The sequence below is a fragment of the Nissabacter archeti genome (assembly GCF_018257325.1).
Classification (GTDB): domain Bacteria; phylum Pseudomonadota; class Gammaproteobacteria; order Enterobacterales; family Enterobacteriaceae; genus Chimaeribacter; species Chimaeribacter arupi.
In genome coordinates this window covers 88,041-114,381 of sequence record NZ_JAERKB010000003.1, presented here as the reverse complement: position 1 = coordinate 114,381, position 26,341 = coordinate 88,041, and the positions used below count along the sequence as shown (strand labels likewise).

Annotated in this window: 18 protein-coding genes; 8 read left to right on the top strand and 10 right to left on the bottom strand. The window is 62.4% G+C overall.

The genetic code is table 11. The features are described from left to right. Positions 1-439 precede the first annotated feature (439 nt). Entirely contained in the window at positions 440-1,543 is a 1,104-nt protein-coding gene (locus JK232_RS04920) for a cobalamin-independent methionine synthase II family protein (RefSeq protein ID WP_072926568.1), read from the bottom strand. A 498-nt stretch (positions 1,544-2,041) separates the two neighbouring features. Between JK232_RS04920 and JK232_RS04915 the strand changes: the two genes are divergently transcribed. Both JK232_RS04915 and JK232_RS04910 read left to right on the top strand, forming a co-directional pair. Beyond that, the gene (locus JK232_RS04915) at positions 2,042-4,009 is read left to right on the top strand and encodes a PTS fructose transporter subunit IIABC (RefSeq protein WP_212588900.1); all 1,968 of its coding nucleotides are present in this window, start codon (positions 2,042-2,044) and stop codon (positions 4,007-4,009) included. 3 nt (positions 4,010-4,012) lie between these two features. After that, positions 4,013-6,667, top strand: a complete 2,655-nt coding sequence (locus JK232_RS04910) for a glycoside hydrolase family 38 N-terminal domain-containing protein (protein ID WP_212588899.1) — start codon at positions 4,013-4,015, stop codon at positions 6,665-6,667. A gap of 61 nt (positions 6,668-6,728) precedes the next feature. On the opposite strand, the gene JK232_RS04905 is transcribed toward JK232_RS04910, so the two are convergent. From JK232_RS04905 to phoB, 3 genes are read right to left on the bottom strand one after another with little or no spacing between them, the layout of a single operon-like run. Further along, entirely contained in the window at positions 6,729-7,715 is a 987-nt protein-coding gene (locus JK232_RS04905; protein ID WP_394853976.1) for a PstS family phosphate ABC transporter substrate-binding protein, read from the bottom strand. 37 nt (positions 7,716-7,752) lie between these two features. Next, positions 7,753-9,069, bottom strand: a complete 1,317-nt coding sequence (phoR, locus tag JK232_RS04900) for a phosphate regulon sensor histidine kinase PhoR (RefSeq protein ID WP_072926574.1) — start codon at positions 9,067-9,069, stop codon at positions 7,753-7,755. A gap of 21 nt (positions 9,070-9,090) precedes the next feature. Continuing rightward, entirely contained in the window at positions 9,091-9,780 is a 690-nt protein-coding gene (phoB, locus tag JK232_RS04895) for a phosphate response regulator transcription factor PhoB (RefSeq protein WP_072926577.1), read from the bottom strand. A gap of 274 nt (positions 9,781-10,054) precedes the next feature. Between phoB and sbcD the strand changes: the two genes are divergently transcribed. Continuing rightward, a complete protein-coding gene (sbcD, locus tag JK232_RS04890) occupies positions 10,055-11,290 on the top strand; it encodes an exonuclease subunit SbcD (RefSeq protein ID WP_072926579.1) in 1,236 nt (411 codons plus the stop codon). Continuing rightward, on the top strand, positions 11,287-14,967 hold the full coding sequence (locus tag JK232_RS04885; protein WP_212588898.1) for an AAA family ATPase: 3,681 nt from the start codon (positions 11,287-11,289) through the stop codon (positions 14,965-14,967). The genes sbcD and JK232_RS04885 overlap by 4 nt, the downstream gene beginning before the upstream one ends. Positions 14,968-15,076: 109 nt before the next feature. On the opposite strand, the gene JK232_RS04880 is transcribed toward JK232_RS04885, so the two are convergent. Then, the gene (locus tag JK232_RS04880; RefSeq protein ID WP_101829207.1) at positions 15,077-15,649 is read right to left on the bottom strand and encodes a cupin domain-containing protein; all 573 of its coding nucleotides are present in this window, start codon (positions 15,647-15,649) and stop codon (positions 15,077-15,079) included. Positions 15,650-15,872: 223 nt separating this feature from the next. Between JK232_RS04880 and JK232_RS04875 the strand changes: the two genes are divergently transcribed. Next, positions 15,873-16,139 carry a type II toxin-antitoxin system HicB family antitoxin gene (locus JK232_RS04875; protein ID WP_079205159.1) on the top strand — a complete coding sequence of 89 codons (267 nt, stop codon included), beginning with the start codon at positions 15,873-15,875 and terminating at the stop codon, positions 16,137-16,139. 65 nt (positions 16,140-16,204) lie between these two features. On the opposite strand, the gene mak is transcribed toward JK232_RS04875, so the two are convergent. Next, positions 16,205-17,122: a fructokinase gene (gene mak, locus JK232_RS04870; RefSeq protein ID WP_101829208.1), complete on the bottom strand. Its 918-nt coding sequence runs from the start codon at positions 17,120-17,122 to the stop codon at positions 16,205-16,207. Between the two features lie 320 nt (positions 17,123-17,442). Between mak and JK232_RS04865 the strand changes: the two genes are divergently transcribed. Continuing rightward, a complete protein-coding gene (locus JK232_RS04865; RefSeq protein WP_072926593.1) occupies positions 17,443-18,192 on the top strand; it encodes a response regulator in 750 nt (249 codons plus the stop codon). A gap of 30 nt (positions 18,193-18,222) precedes the next feature. On the opposite strand, the gene JK232_RS04860 is transcribed toward JK232_RS04865, so the two are convergent. From JK232_RS04860 to JK232_RS04845, 4 genes are all read right to left on the bottom strand, one after another. Continuing rightward, the gene (locus tag JK232_RS04860) at positions 18,223-18,939 is read right to left on the bottom strand and encodes a D-lyxose/D-mannose isomerase (RefSeq protein ID WP_101829414.1); all 717 of its coding nucleotides are present in this window, start codon (positions 18,937-18,939) and stop codon (positions 18,223-18,225) included. 80 nt (positions 18,940-19,019) lie between these two features. After that, positions 19,020-19,943, bottom strand: a complete 924-nt coding sequence (locus JK232_RS04855; protein WP_165698447.1) for an ABC transporter substrate-binding protein — start codon at positions 19,941-19,943, stop codon at positions 19,020-19,022. A gap of 75 nt (positions 19,944-20,018) precedes the next feature. After that, on the bottom strand, positions 20,019-21,008 hold the full coding sequence (locus JK232_RS04850) for an ABC transporter permease subunit (protein ID WP_072926595.1): 990 nt from the start codon (positions 21,006-21,008) through the stop codon (positions 20,019-20,021). Then, a complete protein-coding gene (locus JK232_RS04845) occupies positions 21,008-22,537 on the bottom strand; it encodes a sugar ABC transporter ATP-binding protein (protein ID WP_101834293.1) in 1,530 nt (509 codons plus the stop codon). Before JK232_RS04845 ends, JK232_RS04850 begins: the two co-directional genes overlap by 1 nt. A 143-nt stretch (positions 22,538-22,680) precedes the next feature. Between JK232_RS04845 and JK232_RS04840 the strand changes: the two genes are divergently transcribed. Both JK232_RS04840 and rdgC read left to right on the top strand, forming a co-directional pair. After that, a complete protein-coding gene (locus JK232_RS04840) occupies positions 22,681-25,269 on the top strand; it encodes an ATP-binding protein (protein WP_101834295.1) in 2,589 nt (862 codons plus the stop codon). Between the two features lie 126 nt (positions 25,270-25,395). Further along, positions 25,396-26,307: a recombination-associated protein RdgC gene (rdgC, locus tag JK232_RS04835; protein ID WP_072926924.1), complete on the top strand. Its 912-nt coding sequence runs from the start codon at positions 25,396-25,398 to the stop codon at positions 26,305-26,307. Positions 26,308-26,341: the final 34 nt, after the last annotated feature.

Genomic DNA, 26,341 nt, shown 5'->3' with positions numbered 1-26,341 from the left:
AAAGGAAAAAGGATTTATCTGTTATCGCGGGCTGGTCGCAGGCAAACACCTGTTCTCAGCATCCGGCTGCCAAATTATTTTTATCGTCAGAGGTCTATGCGGGCGTTGGCTGCCTCTTGCAGCAGCTCTCCATGCGGGAAGTGACCACGCACCGATAAAGGCGGAAAATTGACGTATTGCAGGCGGTATAGCGCGACAACGGGGGCTAAGTTAAACGTTTATAGCGTAGAAAGACAAGGTGGGATCAAAAAAGCAGAGTCATTGACTATATAAAATTTCTTAACCAGATAATCATGCGGTTTATGCTCTGATCCACCCTACATGATTTGTATATTATTTAAACAAGCAGCACACAAACTGTGACACATTGCCTGCGAACCTGCATGAATCGGTCATCCTATGGCCGTTTCATACACAATCCGCAGGCAGGATCAGCGGCTTACCATACGCGGGCAGCGGTATTGATCACCAGTTGCAGTTTTTCCCACTGCTGCGCTTCGGTGATGCTGTTGCCCTCTTCCGTGGAGGCAAAGCCGCACTGGGTGCTCAGGCAGAGCTGCTCCAGCGGCACATACTGCGCCGCCTCACGGATGCGCTGCTCAATCACCGCCGGATCTTCCAGCTCACCGGTTTTGGTGGTCACCAGGCCCAGCACCGCCTGCTGTTTGCCCGGCTTCAGGAAGCGCAGCGGCTCAAAGCCACCGGAACGCTCATTGTCGTACTCCAGGAAGAAGGCGTCGATGTTGACGGTGCCGAACAGCAGCTCCGCCACCGGCTCGTAACCACCTTCGGAGATCCAGGTCGACCGGAAATTCCCGCGGCAGACATGCAGCCCGATGGTGAGATCGTCCGGCTTGCCGGCAATCGCCTTGTTGAGCACATCGGCATAGGTCTGCGCGAGTTGCGCCGGATCATCGCCCCGCTCACGCATCTGGCGTTTCTGGTCATCTGAGCAGAGGTACGCCCAGACGGTGTCATCCAGTTGCAGGTAACGGCAACCGGCGTCATAGAAGGCTTTGATGGCGTCGCGGTAGGTTTGCGCCAGATCGTCGAAATAGACGGCCAGATCCGGGTACACCTCGTGGCTGATCGCTTTACGGCCGCCGCGGAAATGCAGCACGCTCGGGCTGGGGATGGTCATTTTTGCCACCGCATCCCCGGCAATGCTTTGCAGGAAGCGGAAATCTTCCAGCATCGGGTGGTTGCTGAAGCCCAGCTTCCCGGTCACTTTGATGCTGCGCGCTTTGGTTTGCACGCCGTTGAACTGAATCCCCTGGTCCGCTTCGTAAGGCTCAACGCCATCCAGCCCTTCGAAGAAATCGAAATGCCACCAGGCGCGGCGGAACTCACCGTCCGTCACCACTTTCAGGCCCAGTTCGCGCTGTTTCGCCACCACATGGCGAATCTCCTCATCTTCCACCCGGCGCAGTTGCGCGGCATCAATTTCACCGGCCTGGAATTGTTGGCGGGCTTTTTTCAACGCAGCCGGGCGCAGCAGGCTGCCGACAACGTCAGCGGAAAAAGCAGGTGTGTTATTTGGCATCTCTGGCTCCTGAGGATTGCCGCCTGAAGGCGACAATCAAATGATTTCTGACGGATAACTAATTTATAAAGTTAACTATTTTTGAAGCGAATTATTTTCCACTAAAATAATTTCGCTGCGTGACATCAGACTTCTGGACGTCTACATGGCTTGAAGGCTAATTTGTCATGTGCGCTGCCTGACGGCAAACGAGGAATTTTCATGGCCCATGAAATAAATTCATGTTGGTACGCCCTGCCCCCGCTTTTTTCACCTGCCTCACACATCACAACCGGCCTTTCCCCCGCGTAACCCGCTGGCCACCTGTACCGGTCTTCCCCTGTGACGGCATTCACAGCCTGTGAAAGCCACGCACTGTGAATGCCGGGAATGGCGGGTTAATCCCATTAGGCACACTGTCTTTATGGGGTTAATCGATTACCCTGCCTGTCGTGATATGCCGCGATACGGCCACGCCATAACGCCCCGTATCGCCACGCCAGATGTCAGGGAGGAGATATGTTATTAAGCAGCATCACCAGTGACAGACTGATTTTATTGGATAAACCGTGGCAGCACCGTGCTGACATCCTGCAACGGCTGTGCCGGTTGCTGGCGGAACAGGGTGTCGTCAGCGATGAAAACGCTTTTCTGGAGGCCGTGTGGCAGCGCGAGCGCCTTTCTGAAACCGGCTTTGAGCAAGGCATCGCCATTCCCCACGGTAAATCCCCGGTGGTCACCAGGCCGGCGTTTGCCGCCGTGCGGCTGACCGCACCGGTCGCGGACTGGCCGACCATGGACGGCGAAGACAAGGTTGATCTGGTGTTTTTGCTGGCCGTACCTGACGGCGACCCCGGCGCGCACCTGCGGCTGCTCTCCTCCCTGAGCCTGTTGCTGATGGAGGAACACCATGTCGCCGCATTGAAAGCCGCCGCCACCCCGGCGGCGTTCCTGGCGATCCTGGACAGCGGCCACAGCGCCGCCGCGCCGCACGTCACGGATGCCCGCCAGCCAACCCTTATCGTCATCACCTCCTGCCCGGCCGGGATTGCCCACACCTATATGTCTGCCGAGGCGCTGGAAAAAGCCGGCGCGGCGCGCGGCATCCGGGTATTGAGTGAGAAACAGGGCGCAAACGGCGTGGAAGATGAGGTCACGGCTGAACAGATCGCGCAGGCTGACGGCGTGATCTTTGCCGCGACGCTGCCGCCCAAAGGCAAAGCGCGGTTCAACGGCAAAAAATATGTCTCCACCACGGTGTCGGAGCCGTTAAAAAATGCCGACGGCCTGATCGACCGCGTATTGCATCACCCGGACGGCATTCTGGCAGTGGGCGCAGAAGAGGCCCCCGCCACGGGCAGCGGCAAAAAATCCTTCCCTGCCCGGCTCTATCAGGGCGTCTCCAGCGGCATCTCCTACATGATCCCGGTCATCGTCGCGGCCGGGCTGATGATCGGCATCGGGCAGGTCGGGGCCAGCCTGTTTGGCGTGGTCAATATCAGTGACGCCGCCTATGCCGCCCACCCCCGCCCATTATTGGTGGTTCTCCACGGCCTGACGCTGTACGGCACTATGATCATGAAATTTATGTACCCGGTCTTTTCCGCGTACATGGCGTACAGCATTGCCGATCGCCCCGGCCTGGTGCCGGGCTTTATCGGCGGGGCATTCGCCGGTGGCCTGCATTATCTCTTCTGGTCAATCGGCGGCGGTATTCCCTCGGGTTTTCTCGGTGCGTTGATGCTGGGGTTAGTGGCCGGTGTGGTGGCGGATTACCTGAATAAACATATCCGGCTGCATAAAAACCTCCAGGCGATGAAACCGATGCTGATCGTGCCGGGGCTGACGGTGCTGGTGATCTTTTTCATTAACCTTTATCTCGTCGATCCGGTATTCGGCGGCATCAACCACTTTTTCCAGCAAACCATTATCGCGCACGGCAATTCCGGCGCCTTAATGCTGGCCGTCATTATCGCCTCCCTCACCGCTTTTGATTTGGGCGGCCCGGTGAATAAATCCGCCGGGGCCATTGCCATTGGCCTGGCGGCCGACCATATCTACCCGTTAACCTCGCGGGTGCTGGGCATTGTGATCCCGCCCATCGGCATTGGGCTTGCGACATTACTTGATAAATACCTGGTCAGGCAGCGGGTCTTTGATGAAAACCAGCGCGTCACCGGCACCACGTCATTAATTCTCGGCTTTCTCGCCATCGGTGAAGGGGCGATTCCCTTTATGTTGAAAAACCCCCTGATTACGATTTCGATCAATATCGGCGGCGCGGTGCTCGGGGCCGTGACCGCCATCAGCCTGGGGTCGGTGCAATGGTACCCGCTGCCTGCCGTCTGGGGCTGGCCGCTGGTGGAAAACCTGCCCGCCTATCTTATCGGCCTGCTGGCCGGGGTCGCCTTTATTGCAGTCACCAACGTATTTGTCCGCTATGCCCTGATCAGGGCAGGGAAAATGCACATCGAATCACAGGAGTAACAGATGGCAAATAAAGAGGTTTATGTCGTTCCGCATTCCCACTGGGATGCGGAATGGTATTTCACCTGCGAGGACTCCCATATTCTGTTAATTGAGAATATGGATTACCTGATGACTGTATTAGAACGTGATCCCACCTTTCCCAGTTATACCTTTGATGGCCTCGCCTGTGTGATTGACGAATACCTGGCGATCCGGCCGGAAAACCGCGCCCGGTTAGCGGCGTTAATCCGTGCGCGGCGGTTATTGGTCGGCCCCTGGTACACCCAATGTGACTCCCTGCTGATCCGCACTGAATCCCTGATCCGCAACCTGGTATACGGCACCAACATAGCCGGGCACTTCGGCCACAGCATGAATATTGGTTACCTGCCCGATATTTTTGGCCAGCACGCCTGGCTGCCCGCCTTTTTTACCGATCTGGGCATCACCTACTGTGTATTACAGCGCGGCATTTACACTGACCAATTAAACGGTGATTTGAATTTCTACTGGCGCGCGCCTAATAAGGCCATGATCGCCACCAATTATCTCTATTTTGGTTATGGGCCGGGGAAATTCTTAAGCGCGCAGCCAGATTACCTTGAACAGCGTTTATTGCCGATCCTCGATCGGCTCTCCGCCATGAATCAGCGCACCGACAAGCTGCTGTTGCCCGCCGGCGGCGATCAGGTATTGGTCAATGCGGGCTTTCCGGCCACGGTGGCCGCGCTGAACCGCTGCCGGACCGGTTATACCTTCAGACTGGCCAGCTATGAAACCTATATGGAGGCGGCCTGGGCTGACACGGATTTCCCGCACGTGATTGACGGCGAACTGGTGGGTTGCCAGAAATCGCGGATTCACCGCACCTGCCACTCCACCCGCTATGACATCAAACAGCAGACCTGGAAAACCGAGCATCTGTTGCTGGACCAGCTCGAACCGCTGGCGGCGCTGGCGGCGCGGCAGGGCATCACCTGCCCTGCACGGCTGATGGATACCCTCTGGAAAACGGTTTTCCTGGCGCACGCGCACAACGGCATTGAGGCGACGAACGCCGATCCGGTCAACCACGACATTAAGCAGCGCCTGGTAAGCGTCGAACGTTCTGCGCTGAGCCTGATTAACCTGCTGAAAAAGAAACTCAGCCACCCGATCACCCGCCAGCTCGGCCAGGCTAACCTGCTGGTGGTGTTCAATACTGATGTCCACCCGCTTGACCAGCCCGTCAGCGCCGTGCTCTTTACCCGCAACCCGCATTTTACCCTGCGGCACGACGGCACGCCGGTGGACTACACCCTGCTCCGTCAGGCGGCGATGGATGGCGGTAAAAAAGTGGTTGTCACGGCGCAGGGTGAGAAACTCGAGCCGGTCGAACACTACTACCGCAGCGAAATCCTGTTTCCCCCTTTCCCCACGCAAGGGCTGGGCTACCAGGCCTATGTGGTCGATGAGGAGAACCCGGCGCAGCCCGGCCGCCCGGTCGCCCCCACTTCCGCCACGTACATTGAAAACTGCCACTACCGGGTAACCCTGGAGGCCGGGCGGCTGTCGCTGGAACATCTCCGGCTTAACCAGCGGATTGACGATCTGCTGACCTTTGTGGATGAAGGCGATGACGGCGACGAATTTGATTTCTCACCACTGGAAAGTGAGCACCTACTTCGCTGCAACACCTTCAGCCTGGTGGCGACAGAAACCGGCCCGCTGGTGTCTATCATGACCTTATCCTCGGTGTTGACGCTGCCGCAAGGGATGGCGGAACGCCAGGCGGGCCGTCAGGATCAGCCGCTGACCCTCCTGACCCGGCTTGAGTTGCGCCACCAGGAGCCGCTGGTGCGGGTGCACCACGAACTGCACAACACCATGACTGAACACCGCCTGCGGGTGCAGATAAAAACGCCGGTGGAGCGGCCTGCCTGCTCTTATGCCGACCAGGGCTATTCGATGCTCCGGCGCGACACGGTGAGCCGCTATGTGCCGGGGTGGCGGGAAGCCGGGTTTGTCGAAAAACCCATGCCGATCCACACGCTGGAAAACGTGGTCTGCCTCAGAGGCCCGCACTGCGTTTTCGGCGTAATGACCAAAGGCATCAAAGAGTATGAAGTCGTGCCGGAGGAGAACAGCATTGCGTTAACCCTGTTCCGCAGCGTGGGGCTGCTGGGTAAAGATGACACCCGGTGGCGGCCGGGGCGGGCATCCGGCATCAACAATAAAGTGGTGCACACGCCGGATGCGCTGATGCAGCAAACCATGACGTTTGACTACGCGCTGCTGCTTGATGACCCCCGCACTGAGGAGGCCGGCGTGTATCGCGCGGTCAATAACTACCGCGAACATTACCTGGCCTATCATGTGCAGAGCCTGAACACCTTTGAGGAGCGGCTGGAGCGGTTTACGATCCCCCTCCCTGACCACCCTGCGCCTGCGGCGGCCATGCATCTGGCGGTCGACAACCCCCGCATTTTCATGAGCATGTGCAAACCAGGCACAGATAACGCCCTGATTATCCGGCTGTTTAACCCCGGCGACACGCCTGAAACCTTCAACATTCACAGCGGCGGCGAACAGCTGATCCACCGGTTGAACCTGCGCGAGGCGAACCAGGAGACCCTCACCGGCGCGATCACCCTGGCCGGCAAGCAGTACCTGACGCTGGCGGTCTGCCCCCGTTAATCAGGCAAGCGCGCGGCGGCCTGCCCATGCCGCGCGCCCTTTTTATCTCCCTGCTCCCCCGCTACTCCGCCAGCCCCAGCAACGCACGCACTTCGCGCAGTTTTTCCGGCGACAACGGCAGATAGCCGTCACGGGTGATCACCCGTTGCCCGGCCTCTGACAGCACATGGCTGAAGAAGGCGGCTGTCAGCGGTTCCAAAGGCTGGCCCGGCGCTTTATTGACGTAGATATAGAGGAAACGGGTCAACGGGTAGTGGCCGTTGCGCACATTATCCGCGGTGGGCTGGATAAAGTGTTGGCCATCCTCGGCCAGCGGCAGCGCTTTCACCCCGCTGGTGTGGAAGCCGATACTGGCATAGCCGATGCTGTTCAGCGTACCGGCCACCGCCTGTGCCACCGAGGAGGAGCCGGGCAACTCATTGACCTGCGGCAGGAAATCCCCGCCGCACAGCGCCCGTAATTTGAAATAGCCATAGGTGCCGGACGCCGAGTTACGGCCATAACGTGCAAAGGGGCGGTTGGCCCAGCTGCCGCCGAGGCCGACATCCCCCCAGCGGCGTAGCTGCCCTGTCTCACCGCAGCGCTGCGTCATGGAGAAAATGGCGTCCAGCTGGTCCCAGGTCAGGCCGGTCAACGGGTTATCCTGATTGACCAGCACCACCAGCGCATCCACGGCCACCGGCACTGCCAGCGGCGAATAACCGTAACGCTGGCGGAAGGAGGCGATCTCTGCATTTTTCATCGGGCGGCTCATCGGCCCCAGCTGGGCCGCCCCGGCAGCCAGCGCGGTGGGTGCCGTTGAGGAACCGGCCGCCTGAATCTGTAAATTCACCCCTGGGAAACGGCGCGAGAAGCCCTCGCCCCACAACGCCATCAGGGTCGCCAGCGTGTCAGACCCGACGCTGGAGAGGTTACCGGAAAGCATCCGGTTGGCGGGAGGCGCAGCAGGGCCGGAAGCCGGGGAAGCAGCGGACACCGGCAAACAGGAAAATGCGACCGGCAGCAAAAACAGGAGGCAGGCCAGGGCCTGCCGGCAATGCCGTGAAATCATGGGTTGTGTGGCTCAAGGGGGCTGAAGCGGGTAATTATGTCTGTGTCGCGCCCTGAGTCAATGCATCCGGCACAATCAGCCGTTTTGGCAGGGTAAACATAAAGCGGGTGCCTTCGCCCGGTTCGCTCAGCACTTCCAGCCGGGCGTCGTGGTGGTTAAGCGCATGTTTGACGATGGCCAGCCCCAGCCCGCTGCCGCCGGTCTGGCGCGAACGCGCCTTATCGACCCGGTAGAACCGCTCCGTCAGGCGCGGCAGGTGCTCAGCGGCGATGCCCGGCCCGTTATCACTGACCAAGAATTGCGCGCCCTGCGCGGTACGCTGCCAGGAGACCTCAATGCGTGTGCCGGGCGGGGTATGGTTCACGGCGTTATACACCAGGTTAGAGACGGCGCTGCGCAACTGATCCTCATTGCCGAACACCTTCAGCGCCTCATTGATGCGGAATTCGATCTGGTGCTGGTTATTGCTCAACGCCTGCGCCTCAGGCTGCAACATGCGCAGCATCCGCGGGATGTCCACCCGCTCCTGCATGTCCGGCGGCGGCGCGGCCTCGATTTTTGACAGCGTCAGCAACTGCTGCACCAGCCCGTCCATGCGGCGGGTCTGTGCCTGCATGGTATGCAGCGCTTTGCTGCGCAGTGGTTCCTCGAGCGTCTCCTCGCCCATCATCTCCAGGTAGCCCTGCAACACCGTCAACGGCGTGCGCAGCTCATGGCTGACGTTGGCGAAGAAGTTGCGCCGCGCGCCTTCCAGCTGGCGCATCTGGGTCACGTCACGTGCCACCATCAGCAACTGCCCTTCAGAGTAGGGCATCGCGCGGAATTCCACATGGTGGCCGTTGTTCAGCACCAGCGTCAGCGGGCGGGTAAAGGTTTCGCCTTGCAGGTAGCGGGTAAACTCCGGGTAGCGCAGCAGGTTAAGGATGTTCTGGCCATTATCTTCCGGCCAGCGCAGCCCCAGCAGTTGCTGGGCCAGGCCGTTGCACCAGAAAATCATGCCCTCTTCCGTGGTCAGCACCACCGCATCGGGCAGGGATTCCGCCCCGCTGCGAAAACGCTTGATCAGCAGCGCCAGCTCACGCCGCCGCCGCCGGTTACGCAGCTGCATCTGGTAAAGGCCGTAGAAGACAGGCTCCCAGCTCCAGCGGCCGGTGGGCGGCGTCATGCTGCGGTCGAGCCATAACCAGTAAGAGAGCCGGAGCTGGTTATAGTAGTTCCAGCCCAACGCGCTCAGTACGCTGGCCAGCAGCCACCAGGCGAGGCCGCCGAACAGCAGCCCCAGCAGCAGGCCGGGCAGGCAGAACAACACCAGCTCCAGCGCCAGCCCCTTCCAGGATAGACGTTCCAGCACGTTATGGTCTCCGCCGCGACATCAGTAGCGCGTTGAGAATCGGTAACCCGTCCCGCGGACGGTCTGCACCATGCGATCGTGGCCGCTGCTCTCCAGCGCCTTGCGCAGGCGGCGGATGTGCACGTCCACTGTCCGGTCTTCTACATAGACGTTAGTGCCCCAGACGTGGTTCAGCAGTTGCTCACGGCTGTACACCCGCTCTGAATGGGTCATAAAGAAGTGCAGCAGCCGGAACTCGGTCGGGCCCATCTCCAGCGGGGATTCATTCGCCATCACCCGGTGTGAGGAAGGGTCGAGGCTCAGCCCCTGCATCTCAATCATCTCTTCCAGCGCCATCGGCGAGATGCGCCGCATTACCGCTTTGATGCGCGCCACCAGCTCCTTGGGTGAGAAGGGTTTGGTGATGTAATCATCCGCGCCCACTTCCAGCCCGCGAACCCGGTCTTCCTCTTCGCCGCGCGCGGTCAGCATCATCACCGGGATGTCACGTGTCATCGCTTCACGCTTCATGTGCTTGATAAATTGCAACCCGGTACCGCCCGGCAACATCCAGTCGAGCAATACCAAATCGGGAAAAGGTTCCGCCAGCCGGTTCAGCGCGGTGTCAAAATCCTCGGCTTCCAACGGCTGGTAACCATTCTGTTCCAGAACAAAACAGACCATCTCCCGAATCGGGGCTTCATCCTCAACCACCAAAATACGTCTTGCCATCGTCAATCCTGCCAATAGGTTAGCGATCACGTTTGTGTGCGGCCGCCATTATGCGTCAGTTTTATGACACATTTATGAATAAGTCTAGCGCGTCCATTCAGCACGGGAATTGGTCATACCTTACTGCTAATTGTAGCCGGACAGGCGATAAAATGACGGAGTTGGAAAGCATCTCGCAAACCGTAACGGGTTTCCCCCACGACATCACGGCGCGACGGCGTTTATAATCAGCCTCCTCCGCCCTCCGGGGCAGGCAATACAAAGCGAGAGTGTTATGCGCCTGATTCATACATCTGACTGGCATCTTGGCCAGGTCTTTTTCACCAAGAGCCGCGCAGCGGAGCACCAGGCGTTCCTGACCTGGCTGATTGAACAGGTTGAAGCCCATCAGGTGGATGCAGTGGTGGTCGCCGGGGATATCTTTGATACCGGCGCGCCGCCGAGCTACGCCCGCCAGCTCTATAACCGCTTTGTGGTGGCGTTGCAGCGTACCCGCTGCCAGTTGATTGTGCTGGGCGGTAACCATGACTCCGTCGCCACGCTGAACGAGTCGCGGGAGTTGCTCTCCTGCCTGAATACCACGGTCATCGCCAATGTGAAGGCCGACAACCGCCCCCAGCTCTGTGTGCTGAACCGGCACGACGGCACCCCCGGCGCGCTGTTGTGCGCCATCCCGTTCCTGCGCCCGCGCGACCTGCTCCTGAGCCGCGCCGGCCAGTCCGGCAGCGAAAAACAGCTCGCCCTGCAGGAGGCGATCGCCGCCCATTACCAGAGCCTGCATCAGGCTGCACTGGCCAAACGGGACGAACTGGGCCTGCCGCTGCCGATCATCGCTACCGGGCACCTGACTACTGTGGGCGTCTCCACCTCGGATTCGGTGCGTGACATCTATATCGGCACGCTGGACGCCTTCCCCGCGCAGGCGTTCCCGCCGGCGGATTACATCGCCCTCGGCCATATCCACCGCGCCCAGTGCGTGGCAAAAAGCCACCATATCCGCTACAGCGGGTCACCGATTCCGCTCAGCTTTGACGAAGCCAACAACACCAAAAGCGTCTATTTGCTGGAGTTTGACGGCGCAACGCTCGCCTCCGTGGAGACCCTGCCGGTGCCGGTTCACCAGCCGATGGCGATCGTCAAAGGCTCGCTGGCGGAGATTGAACAGCAGCTGCACGCCTTCCGTGACGCCGACCCGGCGCGCCCGGTATGGCTGGACATTGAAGTTGCCACCCAGGACTACCTGAGTGACATCCAGCGCCGCATCCAGCAACTGACCGACCCGCTGCCGGTGGAAGTGGTGCTGCTGCGCCGCAACAAAGCCCAACGGCAGAGCGCCCTGGCCCAGCAGGCCAAAGAGACGCTGACGGAGCTCTCCGTTACCGAGGTGTTTGACCGGCGCATGGCGCTGGAAGCGGACGCAGACAGCGAACACTGCGAGCGGATGCGAAAGATGTTCCGCAATGTGGTGGAAGAGGTGCGTGAAGCCAATGAAGGAATGCCATCCGCATGAAAATTCTGAGCCTCCGGCTGAAAAACCTTAACTCGCTGCAAGGCGAATGGAAAATCGACTTCACCCAGGAGCCGTTCGCCAGCAACGGCCTGTTTGCCATTACCGGCCCCACCGGCGCCGGGAAAACCACCCTGCTCGATGCCATCTGCCTGGCGCTCTACCACCAGACGCCGCGCCTCACGGTGACCCCGAGCCACAATGAGCTGATGACCCGCCACACCGCCGAATCCCTGGCGGAGGTGGAATTTGAGGTCAAAGGCGTGGCTTACCGCGCTTTCTGGAGCCAGCGCCGCGCCAAAAATGCGCCGGACGGCAATCTGCAGGCCCCGAAAGTGGAGCTGGCACGGGTGGCGGACGGCAAAATCCTGGCTGACAAAGTGCGTGACAAGCTGGAATCGGTGGCGCAGATCACCGGGCTGGATTTCGGCCGGTTTACCAAATCGATGATGCTGTCGCAGGGGCAGTTCGCCGCCTTCCTGAATGCTGATGCCAACGACCGCGCAGAACTGCTGGAGGAGCTGACCGGCACGGAGATTTATGGCCAGCTCTCTGAGCGGGTATTTGAGCAGCACAAACAGGCGCGCAGCGATCTGGATGCGCTGCACCACCGCGCCGCCGGTATCGAACTGCTGACCGACGAACAGCAGCAGCAGCTCGCCGGCCAGCTGGCGGCGCTGGTGGAACAGGAGGCGCAACAGGCGCAACAGGCCGCCGGATTGCAACGCGGGATCGCGTGGATCAACCAGGATCAGGCGCACCGGCAGGCACTGGCGCACGCCCTCCGGCAACACCAGCAGGCAGAAGTAGCCTGGCAACAGGCGCAGCCTGACCTGCTGCGGCTGGCGCGCAATGAACCGGCAGAAAAGTTGCGCCCGCTCCAGCAAGCCCGCGATCAGGCCCGGGATGACTGCGTTCAGCATCAGGCCACGCTCAATGCGCTGCTCACCCGGCAACACGATCAGCAGCAGGCGCTGGCCCCGTTGCTGGCCCGCCACGAACAGGCGCAGCAACAGCTTACGGCCCTGCAACAGCAGCATACCCAACAGGAAGCGCTGATTGCGCAGGTCACGCCGCTGGACACCCAGCTCGCCCAGCTGGCCCGGCAACATGAGGAGCAGCAACAGGCGCACCAGCGCCAGCAACAGCAGGAGGCTGAACGCCGCCGCGCCTTGCAGCTCACCCAGCAACAACTGGAACAGGGCAGCATGCGGCTGGCGGCGCTTGAGGCCTATGGCCGTGACCATGCGCACCATGCCCAGTGGGGCGAAAACTTGCCGCTGTGGCGCACGCAGCTCCAGCAACAGGTGGCCCAACAGCAGGCGCAGCAGGCCGCACAACAGGAACTGGCTGCCGCCCAACAGCAGCTTGACCGCCTGAACCGGGAGCGCGAGACGCTGGCGCAGCAGCAACCGGCGGTGGATCAGGCACTGCAACAGGCAGAAACGCAGGCCGCCGCCCATCAGCAGGCGTTGCAGACACAGGAACAGCAGTACCCGGCGGAGACGCTGCATACCCGGCTGGCCGCCCTGCGCGAACGGCGGCCGGTGCGTGGGCAGCTGGCCGCACTGGTGCCGCTGGCACGCCAGACCCGCCAGCAGATCGCCCATCTGCAACAACAGCAGCAGGAAAACCAGCAGCACCTGACGCTGACCGGGCAGCAGCTGGCGGAGAAACGCCAGCATTACCAATTGCAAAAGCAGCACCTGGCGGACCTGAAAACGCTGCATCAGCGCGAAGAGCAGATCGTGAGTTTCGAGGCGCATCGCGCGGCGTTGCAACCCGGTGATGCCTGCCCGCTGTGCGGGGCCACCGAACACCCGGCGATTGAGGCTTATCAGGCGATTGTGCTGTCTGAGACGGCGCAACGGCTGGCGGTGCTGGAGCAGCAGGTTGACGCGATAAAAACCGCCGGCATTGAACTCGGGGCGCGGGTGAAGTCCCTGCAGGAGCGCGAGGCGCAGTTGCAGCAGGAGCTGGCGCGTGCCGGCCAGGTGCAGGCGGAGCAGCAACAGCGCTGGCAGGCCCTGAGCGCCCCGCTGGCGCTGACGCTGACGCTGGCGGATGAGGCCGCCCTGGGTGACTGGCTGGCGGACGAAGAGCAGCAGGAAACCCAGCTCCAGCAGCAGTGGCAGCAGCGTGAAACCCTGCAACAGGCGCACCGCGCCGCACAGGACGCGCTGAACACCGCCCGGCAAGCCCAGCAGCAGTTGCACCACCAGCTGGCGTTGCTTGATGAGCGCCGCCATGAACAGCAGAAACAGTGGGCGCAGCAGCAGGCACGCCAGGCACAGGCTGAGCAGGCGCTGGCCGATGACGCGCAGCGGGTCACCGCCACGCTGGCCGCGCTGGGCCTGACGCCGCCGGAAGCCGGGGAGCACGCGGCCTGGCTGGCACAGCGGCAGCAGGAGTGGCAACAGTGGCAGCAGCAACAGCAGGAGCGCCAGGATCTGACGCTGGCGCTGAAGCAGGCCGAAACGCGGCGCGAAGGCGAACAACGGCGGGTGGAGGATGCCGCCGCCCGTCTGGCCGAGCTGGATGCCCAATGCCGCCTGCTTGCCGCCCAGCAGGCGCAGGCGCAACAGCAGCGCCGCGATCTGTTCGGCGACCGTGACGTGGCCGCGGCGCGCGACACCTTACAGCGTGAGGTGCAGGCCGCCACCCTGGCGGCCCAGCAGGCCGACGCGGCCTATCAGCAGGCACAGCACGCCCTGAGCCGGCTGGCCGGGGAGATCGCCGGGCTACAACAGCAACAGCAGCAGTTGGCCGCGCGTGAACAGCAGAGCGAACAGCAGCTGGCTATTGCACTTGCCGCCAGCGAATTTGCAGACGAAAGCGCGCTGAATGCCGCCCTGTTGGATGAGGCGCAACGGGATGCGCTGCATCAGCAAAAGGCAGCGCTGATGCAGCAACAACAGGAAGCGGAAACCTTGCTGAAACAGGCACAGGCCACCCTGGCACAGCATCAGCCTCAGCGTCCGGACAGCCTGCCCGCGCAGGCCGACGGCAGTGCGCTGGAGGCGGAGCTGGCGGCGCTGCAACAGCAGTTGCGGCTTTGCGCCCAACAGCAGGGCGAACTGCGCCAGCAACTGGAAAGCGATCGCCTGCGCCGCAGCAACCAGCAGCAGCTGTTCAGCCAGATTGCCGAAAGCCAGCAGCAGTTCCGCGACTGGAGCGCGCTCAATACGCTGATCGGCTCCAGTGACGGTGCCAAATTCCGCCGCTTCGCCCAGAGCCTGACGTTGGATCATCTGGTCTATCTCGCCAACCAGCAACTGGAACGGCTGCATGGCCGCTACCTGTTACAGCGTAAAGAGAGCGACGCGCTGGAGCTTCAGGTAGTGGACACCTGGCAGGCGGATGCTTTGCGGGATACCCGTACCCTGTCCGGCGGTGAAAGTTTCCTGGTGAGCCTGGCGCTGGCACTGGCGCTCTCTGATCTGGTCAGCCATAAAACCAGCATCGATTCGCTGTTCCTGGATGAGGGCTTCGGCACCCTGGATGCCGACACGCTGGATACGGCGCTGGACGCGCTGGATAACCTCAACGCCTCCGGCAAAACTATCGGCGTCATCAGCCACGTGGACGCGATGAAAGAGCGCATCCCGGTGCAGATCCGGGTGAAAAAAGTCAACGGTCTGGGCGTCAGCCGCCTCGGCAAAGAGTTCGCGGTGCCCTGAGGCCGCACGCCCCAACTGTCCGGCCGCCGGGGCGCTGTCGGCCGCCCGGTTTCGCACATGGGCGGCCATTACCGCCCGGCTGCTACGCCCCCGATTAATAAGCCTCTAATCAATAGGCGCTGCCATCCTTGTGCAGGAACTGCGGGTTGCCCTGGCTGTCCTCTTCCAGCAGCAGGTCATCGTCGGGGTAGATCACCCCGTCACCGGGACTGCGATCGCCCACCTCCAGATAGACCACCTCCTCCGCCGTGCGGTTGAGCAGATGGTGGGCATCACCGTTACCGGCTTTAAACCCGGCACACATGCCGGGCTTCAGCGGTGTTTCGCCCTGGTTGGTCACCAGCACCGGCTCCCCGGACAGGATGTAGATAAACTCATCCTCCCTGGTATGGAAATGGCGCAGTGCGGAGGCACCGCCGGGCGCGATGCGCGCAAGGTTGACGCCAAAATTCGTCAGGCCGAATTGATCGCCCAGTTGGCGTTTTTGCCGTTTTTCCATCTGGGCGGCAAATGGCGCCGGGTAGTGCGAAGGCGGCTCCACCGGTGCCACCTCAGCGGCTGTCACCGCCGCCGGAAAGGTCGCCGACGTTTCAGGTAGTGTGCCCGGCGTCGCGCCCGCGTCAGGCTCCTGGTGGGTCAGCGACGTTGTGTCAGGGTGTTTTCGCGAAGGGGTCTGGGTCATCAGGCATTCTCTCCCGTCAAGATTCGGTAGGGTCTGGCACCGCCAGCTCTGGCGGCCTTATCAGGGTTAGCACATTTTTTACGCTTGCCCCACCTGTACAAGGCATTGGCGGCAGAGTTAAAACAATACCAAACAGCAACAGTACCGACCGGAACAATGCAGAGTTAAAATTCATGTCAGCGGTTATCAGACCGCTCGTTAAGCTAAAGAGAAGGTGTAACGCATGCGATATCCGCTTTATCTCCATCAGGCTACTGACGGCGCTTTCTCCGGTTTCGTACCGGACGTGAGCGGCTGTTATTTTGCTGGTGATACCCTTGACGACGCCATTAACGATGCCCAAAACGCCCTTAGCCTCTATTTTGCCTACCGGGTTGAGCAAGGCCATGCGCCAGATAAGGCAAAAACCGTGGCTGACCACCTGAAGAATGACGCCTGTACCGGCGGAATTTGGGCCTATGTCGATATCGACTGCCCCCTGACACCCTGACGCGACAGGGAAAAGGCCCTCGGTTTCCCCGTCGCGTTTAATAAGTCATGGTTTGCCCTGGGCGCTTAGCGCAATGGCTCCTGCGGCCAGAGCCAGGCGGCACCGCGCACGCCGCTGGCATCGCCATGTTTCGCCTTCAGTACCGGGGTTTCGCACTCACCGCCGAATACCCACTGCTTCAGCAGCAGCGGCACGGTCTGGTAGAGGCGGTCAACGTTGCTCATGCCGCCGCCCAGCACGATCACATCCGGGTCGAGCAGGTTGACCACATGCGCCAGGGATTTCGCCAGCCGTATCTCATAACGGCTGAGTGCCAGTTCCGCCACCGCGTCGCCCTGCCCGGCCAGCGCCATGATTTGCACGCCTTTCTGCGCCTGCCCGCTCAGCCGCTGGTAGTCCTGGGCGAAACCGGTGCCGGAGATAAAGGTTTCGATGCAGCCCGGTTTGCCGCAGTAGCAGGCCACTTCGCGCGCATAGCGCAGCTCGTCGTCGTCCTGCCACGGCAGCGGGTTATGCCCCCACTCACCGCCGATGCCGTTACCCCCGGCGTGCACTTCGCCATTGATCGCGATGCCGGCGCCGCAGCCGGTGCCGATGATCACCGCAAAGACCGTGTGTTTGCCTGCCCCTGCGCCGTCAGTGGCTTCAGAGACCGCCAGGCAGTTGGCGTCATTAGCCACCCGCACCTGCCGTTGCAGCATCCGTGACAGGTCGCTGTCGAACGGCTGGCCGTTGAGCCACACCGAGTTGGCATTTTTCACCAGGCCGGTATAAGGCGACAGGGTGCCGGGAATGCCGATCCCCACGCTGCCCCGCTCGCCGGTGGCGTGTTCCGCTTCCGTCACCAGCCCGACAATCGCCCCCAGGGTTTTGTCGTAGTCATGGCGCGGCGTGTCGATCCGTTTACGGAAATATTCACGCCCATCATCGGCCAATGCCACGGCCTCTATTTTGGTGCCGCCTAAATCAATCCCAATTCGCACGATCGTCTCTCCGGCGCTGTGGTTGTCAATGTCATCAAAGTCATGATGCGGATAAGTATAGTGACCAACGGGGCAGCACACCGGCAACCCCGACCTGTCTGATTCTGTGTTGCCCCCGGCGGGGTTAACCGGTACACCTTGTGATAAAAAACGGCCCGGCGGGGAGAGTTCGCTCACAGTTCCAGCGCCCGGCAGTTAACGCCGCGGGCGCATCGGTTACACTGATTTTAACGTTTCTTTAACACCCCTGCGCGGTTTGCAGTGCCCGTCCCTGGGGCACGTAAGGTTGTCTGCGTCGGCACCCCGCAAGGAGTCTTGCCATGAAACCCGCCATTCTGGTTGTGGATGATGACCCGGCCATCTGTGACCTGCTGCATGATGTGCTGAGCGAACATGTGTTTACCGTGCGCTGCTGCCACCGGGGCGAAGAGGCGCTGCAACAGATTGCACAACACGCTGACATCGCGCTGGTACTGCTGGACCTGATCCTGCCGGACATCAACGGCCTGCTGGTGCTGCAACAGTTGCGCCGCCTGCGCCCCGATTTGCCGGTAATGATGCTGACCGGCCTCGGCGCGGAATCTGACATCGTGGTCGGCCTGGAGATGGGCGCGGATGACTACATCGCCAAGCCGTTCAATAACCGGGTAGTCGTGGCGCGGGCCAAGGCCGTGCTGCGCCGCAGCGGCGCGCTGACGGTGGCCGCCCCCGCTGCGCCCGCCTGTGGCTGGGGGTTCAACGGCTGGTGGCTCGACGAGCAGCGTTGCACCCTGCACAACCCGCAACGGGAGGAAGTGGGCCTGACCCAGGGTGAATACACACTGCTGCTGGCGATGATCACCCATGCCCGCCAGGTACTGACCCGCGATCGGCTGCTGGAACTGACCCACAGCGAAACGCTGGACGTGTTTGATCGCACCGTGGATGTGTTGATCATGCGCCTGCGCCGCAAGATCGAGGCAAATCCCCACCAGCCGGTGCTGATCCGCACGATCCGCGGGCTGGGCTATGTGTTTGCCGCCGACGTGCAGCGCCCGGCGCGGGCGGTTGCGCCGCGCCATATTGCCTGACCCCTTGCGCCTGAGCCAGGGGCCGGGCACTCAGGCCGCACCCGGCTCGCGCCGGTACTCGGTGCAGAGCAGCCAGCGCGGCGGCTCATCCTCCTCCAGCGCGGTGAAACGCGCCAGCGGCGTCAAAAAGCAGTTGTCATGCTGGTCGTCGTTGGTCATCGACACCTCGCCCACCAGCACATCGCCGAACCCCTCCTCGCCCCAGAAGCTGTGGTACATGCCCGGCGGCAATGTCACGCTCTCGCCGGGGGAGAGCCGGATGCGGCTGCCGGGCGGCAGCGTCTGGCGGTAGCCGTCCGTCACCACCTCGACCGGCGTGTTTGCCAGCCCCGGCGGCGTGTCGCTGGTCGCCCCTGCCGGCTCTTCGGCGTTATACAGCTCAATAATCAGGTTGCCGCCGCTGCGGTTGATGATGTCTTCCCGTTTGCGCCAGTGGAAATGCATCGGCGTCACCTGCCCTTCCCGGCAGTGCATCACCTTTTCGGCATAAGATTTGGCATAGGGCTGCCCGTCCGGCGAGCCGTTGCGCAGGGTGAACAGCGTCAGGCCGCGCTGGTAAAAATCGGTGGAGCCGAAACAGGTCACATCCCAGCCGAGGCCCAGATCAAACACCTCCTGCCAGGCCTCCTGCGGCTGTTGCGCCCAGGCTTCCGGGCTGAAATGGGCAAACGGCGGCAGGTGCACATCCTGCCGGGCGAAAAACTGCCGCGTATCGTGCAGGATCTGGTTGACCTGCGAGCGGGCCATGCGGCCCCCGCTGTGCTGATCGGACATGATGGGCACCTCCTGCCGGTGAAAAGGGCCGGTACGGGCGTACCGGCATCGGGTTATCTGACCGTCCAGCCTTTGTAGCTGCTGACGCTGTTGCGGTCGATCATCGTAACCGGGATCAGCACCGGCGCAGTGGGCGCGGCTTTGCCCTGGAGGATGTCATAGCCGATCTCCACCGCTTTGGACGCCATCACCTGCGGGTCCTGCGCCGGGGTCGCGACAAACAGCGAGTTTTTGCGTTTCAGCGCCTCTTCGCCATCCGGCGATCCATCCACGCCCACGATGAAGAATTCGGTACGTTGCGCCTGTTTGGCCGCCAGATCGGCGCCGATCGCGGTGGGATCGTTAATGGCGAACACGCCGTCAATGTGCGGGTTGGCAGAGAGCAGCGAGGTCATGACTTCCAGCCCGCCTTCGCGGCTGCCTTTGGCGTTCTGGTTATGGGAGAGCAGTTTGATGCCGGGGTGCTGTTTCAGCTCCGTCATACAGCCTTCGACCCGGTTCTGCACCGCCGACACCGGCGGCCCGTTGATGATCACCACATTGCCCTTCTCTTTCAGGCGGTCTGCGATGTATTTACAGGCGATCTGCCCGGCCTGGGTGTTGTCTGAGGTGATGGTGGCGTCTGCCCCTTCCGCCGCGACGTCCACCGCCACCACCACGATCCCCGCCTCTTTGGCGCGTTTCACCGCCGGGCCGATGCCTTTGGAGTCCGCTGCGTTCAGGATGATCATGTCCACTTTCGCCGCGATAAAGTTGTCGATCTGCCCGACCTGCTGGCCGAGGTCATAGCCGCTGGAGACCAGCGTGACGTTCACGCCGTCGCCCGCCAGCTCACGCGCCTTTTTCTCCGCGCCTTTGGTGATCTGCACAAAAAACGGGTTGGCGAGGTCACCGACCGTCACCCCAATCGATTTCAGTTCTTTTGCCTGCGCTGATGGCGCAGAGAGCAGCACGCCTGCGGTCAGCAGCGCACCCATCACAGCGTTGAAGCGGATTTTCATTGGCTTTTCCTTGTTGTTCTCGGATCAATGTTATCGGGTACAGGGGAAACATCAGGCCGTCTGGTGGTGGCGCGTACGGTATTTGTCGATCAGCACCGCGATGATGATCACCGCGCCTTTGATCACCAGTTGCCAGAAATAGGAGACGCCCATCAGCGTCATGCCGTTGTTGAGCGTGGCGATGATCAGCGCGCCGACCAGCGTGCCGGTAATGGTGCCGATGCCGCCGACAAAGCTGGTGCCGCCGAGGATCACCGCGGCAATCGCATCCAGCTCATAGCCGACGCCGAGGTTGCCGTTGGCGCTGTAGAGGCGTGAGGCGCTCATCAGCCCGCCCAGCCCGGAGAGCAGCCCGCTCATCGCATAGACGAACAGCAGCACCACCCCGACCTTGATGCCGGTCAGCCGCGCGGCCTGCATGTTGCCGCCCACCGCGTAGATGTGCACGCCGAGGGTGGTGCGCCGCAGGATGAACCAGCACACCGCAATCACCGCGAAAGCGATGATAATCAGCCACGGGACCGGCCCCAGGTAGCCGTTGCCGATCCATTCGAAATTGATGTCGGAGTTGATAACGGTCGTGCCGTCAGCGAACAGGTAAGCCGCCCCGCGCAGCGCGGTATAGGTGCCGAGCGTGACGATAAACGGCGGCAGCCCGGCCCAGGCCACCAGCGCGCCGTTGAACAGCCCCATCAGCAGCCCGGCCAGCAGCGCCAGCGGGATGGTGAACGTGGCCAGCGCCGGGTTCAGCGAGGTCACCATCGCCACCACCGCCGTGGCCCCGAGCATCGACCCCACCGACAGGTCAATGCCGCCGGTCAGGATGATAAAGGTCATGCCCGCTGCCAGCACAATGTTGATCGACGCCTGCCGGGTGATGTTCAGCAGGTTGGCATCGGTGAAAAAGTTGGGGGCGATAAAGCCGAATACCGCCACGATCAGGATCAGAATCGGCAAAATGCCGACGGTTTGCATCAGGTCGCCCAGCAGTGCCCGTTTCAGCGCCGGGGATTTTGCCGCGGCGGTCTCTGTTTTGCTCATCAGATGATTCCTTTAGTGGAGGTTTCCTGGGGAAGGGCGACGCCGGTGGCCAGCGTCATAATGTTCTCCTGCGAGATCTCATGCGCCGCCAGTTCCCCGGCCAGCGCGCCCTCGCGCATCACATAGACGCGGTCACTCATGCCGACAATTTCCGGCAGCTCGCTGGAGATCATCAGGATCGCCACGCCCTGCTGCGCCATCTGGTTCATCATCCGGTAGATTTCACTCTTGGCGCCGACATCCACGCCGCGCGTCGGTTCGTCCAGCAACAGGATGCGCGGGCCTATCGCCACCCAGCGCGAGATCAGCAGCTTCTGCTGGTTGCCGCCCGACAGCCCCCCGGCACGCACCTGCGCATGGGGCACACGGATGTTCAGGGCGCGGATCGCATTGCCTGCAATGTCGCGCCCTTTGCTGCGGTTGAGCAGGCCGTAACGGGCGTCGCGCCCGAGGGTCGCCATCACGATGTTCTCGTGCGCCGCCAGCTCCAGAAACAGCCCCTGCTCTTTGCGGTTTTCCGTCAAAAAGCCGATGCCGAGCGCGATGGCGTCACGCGGGGAGCGGATGCTGACCGGCCGGCCGTCAATCAAAATCTGCCCGCCGGTGGCCGGGTGAACGCCGAAAATCAGCGAGGCCAGCTCGGAGCGCCCGGCCCCGACCAGCCCGGCCAGCCCGACAATCTCCCCGGCGCGCACGTTCAGCGTGCAGGGGTGCACCTTGCCGCCGTCGGTCAGCGCCTCCACCGCCAGCCGCACCGCCCCCGGCGTGGCCGTCTGCGCCTCCTTGTTGAACAGGTCACTCAGCGGGCGGCCCACCATCATCCGCACCAGCTCGGTGGCGTTGAGGTTGTCGCGCGTCAGGCTGCCGACATACTCCCCGTCACGCAGCACGCTGACCCGGTCGGAGAGCGCGTAAATCTCCGCCATGCGGTGACTGATGTAGATGATCGCCATCCCCTCGCCGCGCAGCCGTTTAATCAGGCCGAACAGGTGATCGGTTTCGCGGCTGGAGAGCGCGGCGGTGGGTTCGTCCATCACCAGGATGCGGCTGTTGCGGTGCAGCGCACGGGCGATCTCCACCTGCTGCTGCTCGGCGATGCTCAGCGTCATCACCCGGTCGGTGGCGCGGAACTGCGCGCCCAGGCGGTCAATCACCTTTTGCGCCTCTTCCGCCATCTGCGTGCGCCGCACCAGCCCGCCGCGGTGCAATTCACTGCCGAGGAAGATGTTTTCCGCCACCGTCAGGTTGGGCGCGAGGTTAATCTCCTGGTAGATCAGGGTAATGCCTGCGGCCAGCGCATCTTTCGGCCCGCGGATCGGGTAGGGCCGGCCGTCAATCAGGATGGTGCCGCTGCTGGCGGTATAGGCCCCGGCCAGGATTTTCATCAACGTACTTTTGCCCGCGCCGTTCTCGCCCATCAGCGCATGGACTTCGCCGGGGTAGACCGTCAGGCTGACATCCTTCAGCGCGTAGAACTGCCCGAAGCGCCGTGAGATATGTTGCATTTCCAGAATCGGGGTGGCGGCCATCGGCCTCTCCTGTCAGGTCGGGATAGGCGCAGTTCACCACCGCCAGATAAACGCCGCATGTCAGCCGCCGTTCATCTTTGTCATAATCTTTCCGGCCGCGGCTTTTATGATGCGTCATTCCCTTTCCCCACGTCAGGAGCATTATGGCCCCCTCCCTTCCCCGTTTGCTGGCGAGCGCCCGCGGGCGGTTGCTGATGTTTAACCTGCTGGTGATGGCACTGACGCTCACGGTCAGCGCCGTGGCGATCGTGGGCTTCCACCATGCAGGCAAGATTCAGGAACAGGCGCAGGCGCAAACGCTGGCGGAGATGAACGGCAGCATGGCGCTGGCGCGCGACACGGCGAACGTCGCCACCGCGGCCGTGCGGCTGTCGCAGGTGGTGGGCGCGCTGGAGTACCAGAGCGAGTCGGCGCGCTTAAAGCAGACGCAGCTTGCCTTGCAGGGTTCCCTGCGCGGGCTGGCCGCCGCCCCGCTGGCGCAGCGTGACCCGGCGCTGGTGGCGCGCCTCACTGACCGCAGCACCCGGCTTCAACAGAGCGTCAGCCGGTTGCTGCTGCTCGGCCACCAGCGGCATATGCAGCGCAACCAGATGCTGAGCGCGCTCTATCAGGATCAGTCCACCCTGCACCACATCATTGAGATTGCCGTGCGGCAACCGCCCTCGCCGCTGCCGCCTGAGCTGGCGATTGAATTGAACCGGCTGCTGACCCTCGCCATCCAGATCCCGGCGCCGCAGGCGGTAACGGAGCAGATCGACCGCGTGATGGCCAACTGGCCGGCACCGCCGCCGGATGCGCTGATGGCGGAAAAAATGGCGCAGTTCCAGCACACGGCGGCGCGCCTGACGCCGCTGGCGGCTGACCTGGCGCAAAGCGACCTGGCGATCGCCTTTTACACCTACCAGATCAAGGCGCTGGTGGCGATGCTCAACGACGACATCAACCACTATGTGCAGAACGTGGCGGCGGCCTCCGCGCAGCGCACCCACCAGAACCACCAGGAGCTGAGCTCCGCCATTGGCTTTATCAGCGTGATTGCGCTGCTGGCGCTGGTGATCACCGGGTTTGCCGGGCTGTATATCTACCGCAACCTCGGCTCCCACCTGACGGCCATCGCCGGGGCGATGACGCGGCTGGCGAAAGGCGAACGGGACGTCAGCGTCCCGGCGCTGCAACGGCGCGATGAGCTGGGCGATCTGGCGCGGGCGTTCAACGTTTTTGCGCGCAATACCGCTTCCCTGGAGCACACCTCGCGCCTGCTGAAAGAGAAAAGCACCCAGCTCGAAACCACTTTTCTGGCGATGCGCGACGGCTTTGCCTTGTTCGACAACACCGGCCACCTGGTGGTGTGGAACCCGCAATACCCGCTGTTGCTGGGGCTGGATGAGCACATGCTGCACCGCGGCCAGCACTACCGCGCGCTGCTGCAATGTGTCGGCCCGGCCTCTGACCACCCGTGGGACGCCGCGCTTGCCGGGCTGGCCCGCCGGTGCCCCGCCCCGCAGGAGGTGCGGCTGAACGATGGCCGGGTGATTGAACTGCGCTTCAGCCCGCTGCCGGATCGCGGCATGGTCAACGTGGTGCTGGAGCGCACCGAGCGCAAAGCCCTGGAGCAGGCCCTGGTGCACAGCCAGAAAATGAAAGCGGTCGGCCAGCTGACCGGCGGGCTGGCGCATGATTTCAACAACCTGCTGGCGGTGATCATCGGCAGCCTGGAACTGGCGCAACAGCAGCCGCTGGAGGCGCAAACCGCTGCGCGCATCAGCCGTTCGCTCAAGGCGGCGGAGCGCGGGGCGCAACTTACCCAGCGGTTGCTGGCCTTCTCGCGCAAACAGTCGCTGCGACCGCAGGCCATCGACGTGGCGCTGCTGGTGGAGAACCTGCATGAGTTGCTGCAACACGCCCTGCCCGACGGGCTGGCGCTCAGGGTCGAGGCTGACCCTTCGCTCTGGCCGGTGTGGATTGATGCCAACCAGCTGGAGAACGCGCTGCTCAACCTGGTGATGAATGCACGTGATGCGATGGAGGGGCGCGGCGGCGAGATCCTGATCCGCCTGACGAACCAGCAGGTGGCGCGCACCGGCGGGCGGGTGCAGGCGATGGTGGCGCTGGAGGTGGAAGACAGCGGCTGCGGCATGTCAGAGGAGGTGCGTGCGCAGGTGTTCGAGCCGTTCTTCACCACCAAAGGCGTCGGCCAGGGCAGCGGGCTGGGGCTGTCGATGGTGTATGGGTTTATCCGCCAGTCGGGCGGCCGGGTACAGATTGAGAGCCGCCCCGGCCAGGGCACGCGGGTGCGGCTGCAACTGCCGCGCGCACCAGACGCCGCCGCGCCGCCGGCCCCGGTGGCTGACGAGCGCAACAGCCCGCCGGATGACCGGTTGATCCTGGTGCTGGAGGATGAAGAGGATGTGCGCCAGACACTGTGCGAGCAGCTCCACCAGCTCGGCTACCTGACACTGGCGTGCAGTAACGGGGAACAGGCGCTGGCGCTGCTGGCGCAAACCCCGGACATCAGCCTGATGATAAGTGACCTGAGGCTGCCCGGCGAAAGCGGTGCGGAGGTGGTGCGCCGGGCGCGGGCGCGCCACCCGTCGCTCGCGACGTTGCTGGTCAGCGGGCAGGACCCGCGGCAGCCCGGCGACGGCACCCCGCCCGACGGCGTGCTGTTGCGCAAACCCTATACCCAGCGCCAGCTGGCCGCGGCGCTGCGGCTCGCCTGGCAGGCGCACTGACACCGTGCTCTCAGGCCGCCGCGGCGCGGGATTTTTCTTAAGGACTGAGGCCCGCCAATTGGGTATCATGCCGCCCTGCTTGTGATTAACCGCGCGCCGCTTGCGCGCCCGGACAGGGATAAAACGATGTTATGGTTTAAGAATTTGATGGTTTATCGTTTAAGCCGTGAGGTGACCCTCTCTGCGGACGAGATGGAAAAACAGCTCAGCGCCTTCACCTTCACCCCGTGCGGCAGCCAGGACATGGCCAAAACCGGTTGGGTCTCCCCGATGGGCAGCCACAGTGAAGACCTGACCCACAGCGCCAATGGCCAGATCCTGATCTGCGCCCGCAAGGAGGAGAAAATCCTGCCGACGCCGGTGGTGAAGCAGGCCCTGGAGGCCAAAATCAGCAAGCTGGAAGCGGAACAGCACCGCAAGCTGAAGAAGACCGAAAAAGATTCGCTGAAAGACGAAGTGCTGCACACCCTGCTGCCGCGCGCCTTCAGCCGTTTCAACCAGACGTTCCTGTGGATCGACACCGTGAACGGCCTGATCATGATCGACTGCGCCAGCGCCAAGAAAGCGGAAGATACGCTGGCGCTGCTGCGCAAAAGCCTCGGTTCGCTGCCGGTGGTGCCGCTGACGTTGGAAAAACCGATCGAACTGACGCTGACCGAGTGGGTGCGCGCCGGGGAGTTGCCGGCCGGGTTCACGCTGATGGAAGAGGCGGAGCTGAAAGCGCTGCTGGAAGATGGCGGCGTGATCCGCTGCAAGAAGCAGGATCTGGTCACTGATGAGATCGCGGTGCATATCGAAGCCGGGAAAGTGGTCACCAAACTGGCGCTGGACTGGCAGGAGCGCGTGCAACTGCTGCTGGCCGATGACGGCAGCCTCAAGCGCCTGAAGTTCGCGGACGCCCTGCGTGACCAGAATGATGACATCGACCGGGATGACCCGGCCGCCCGTTTTGACGCGGATTTCATCCTGATGACCAGTGAGCTCACGGCCCTGATTGCCAATGTGGTCGAGGCACTCGGCGGCGAAGCGCAGCGCTGATCCCGCGCGCTGCCCGCCATAAAAAAGCCGCCCG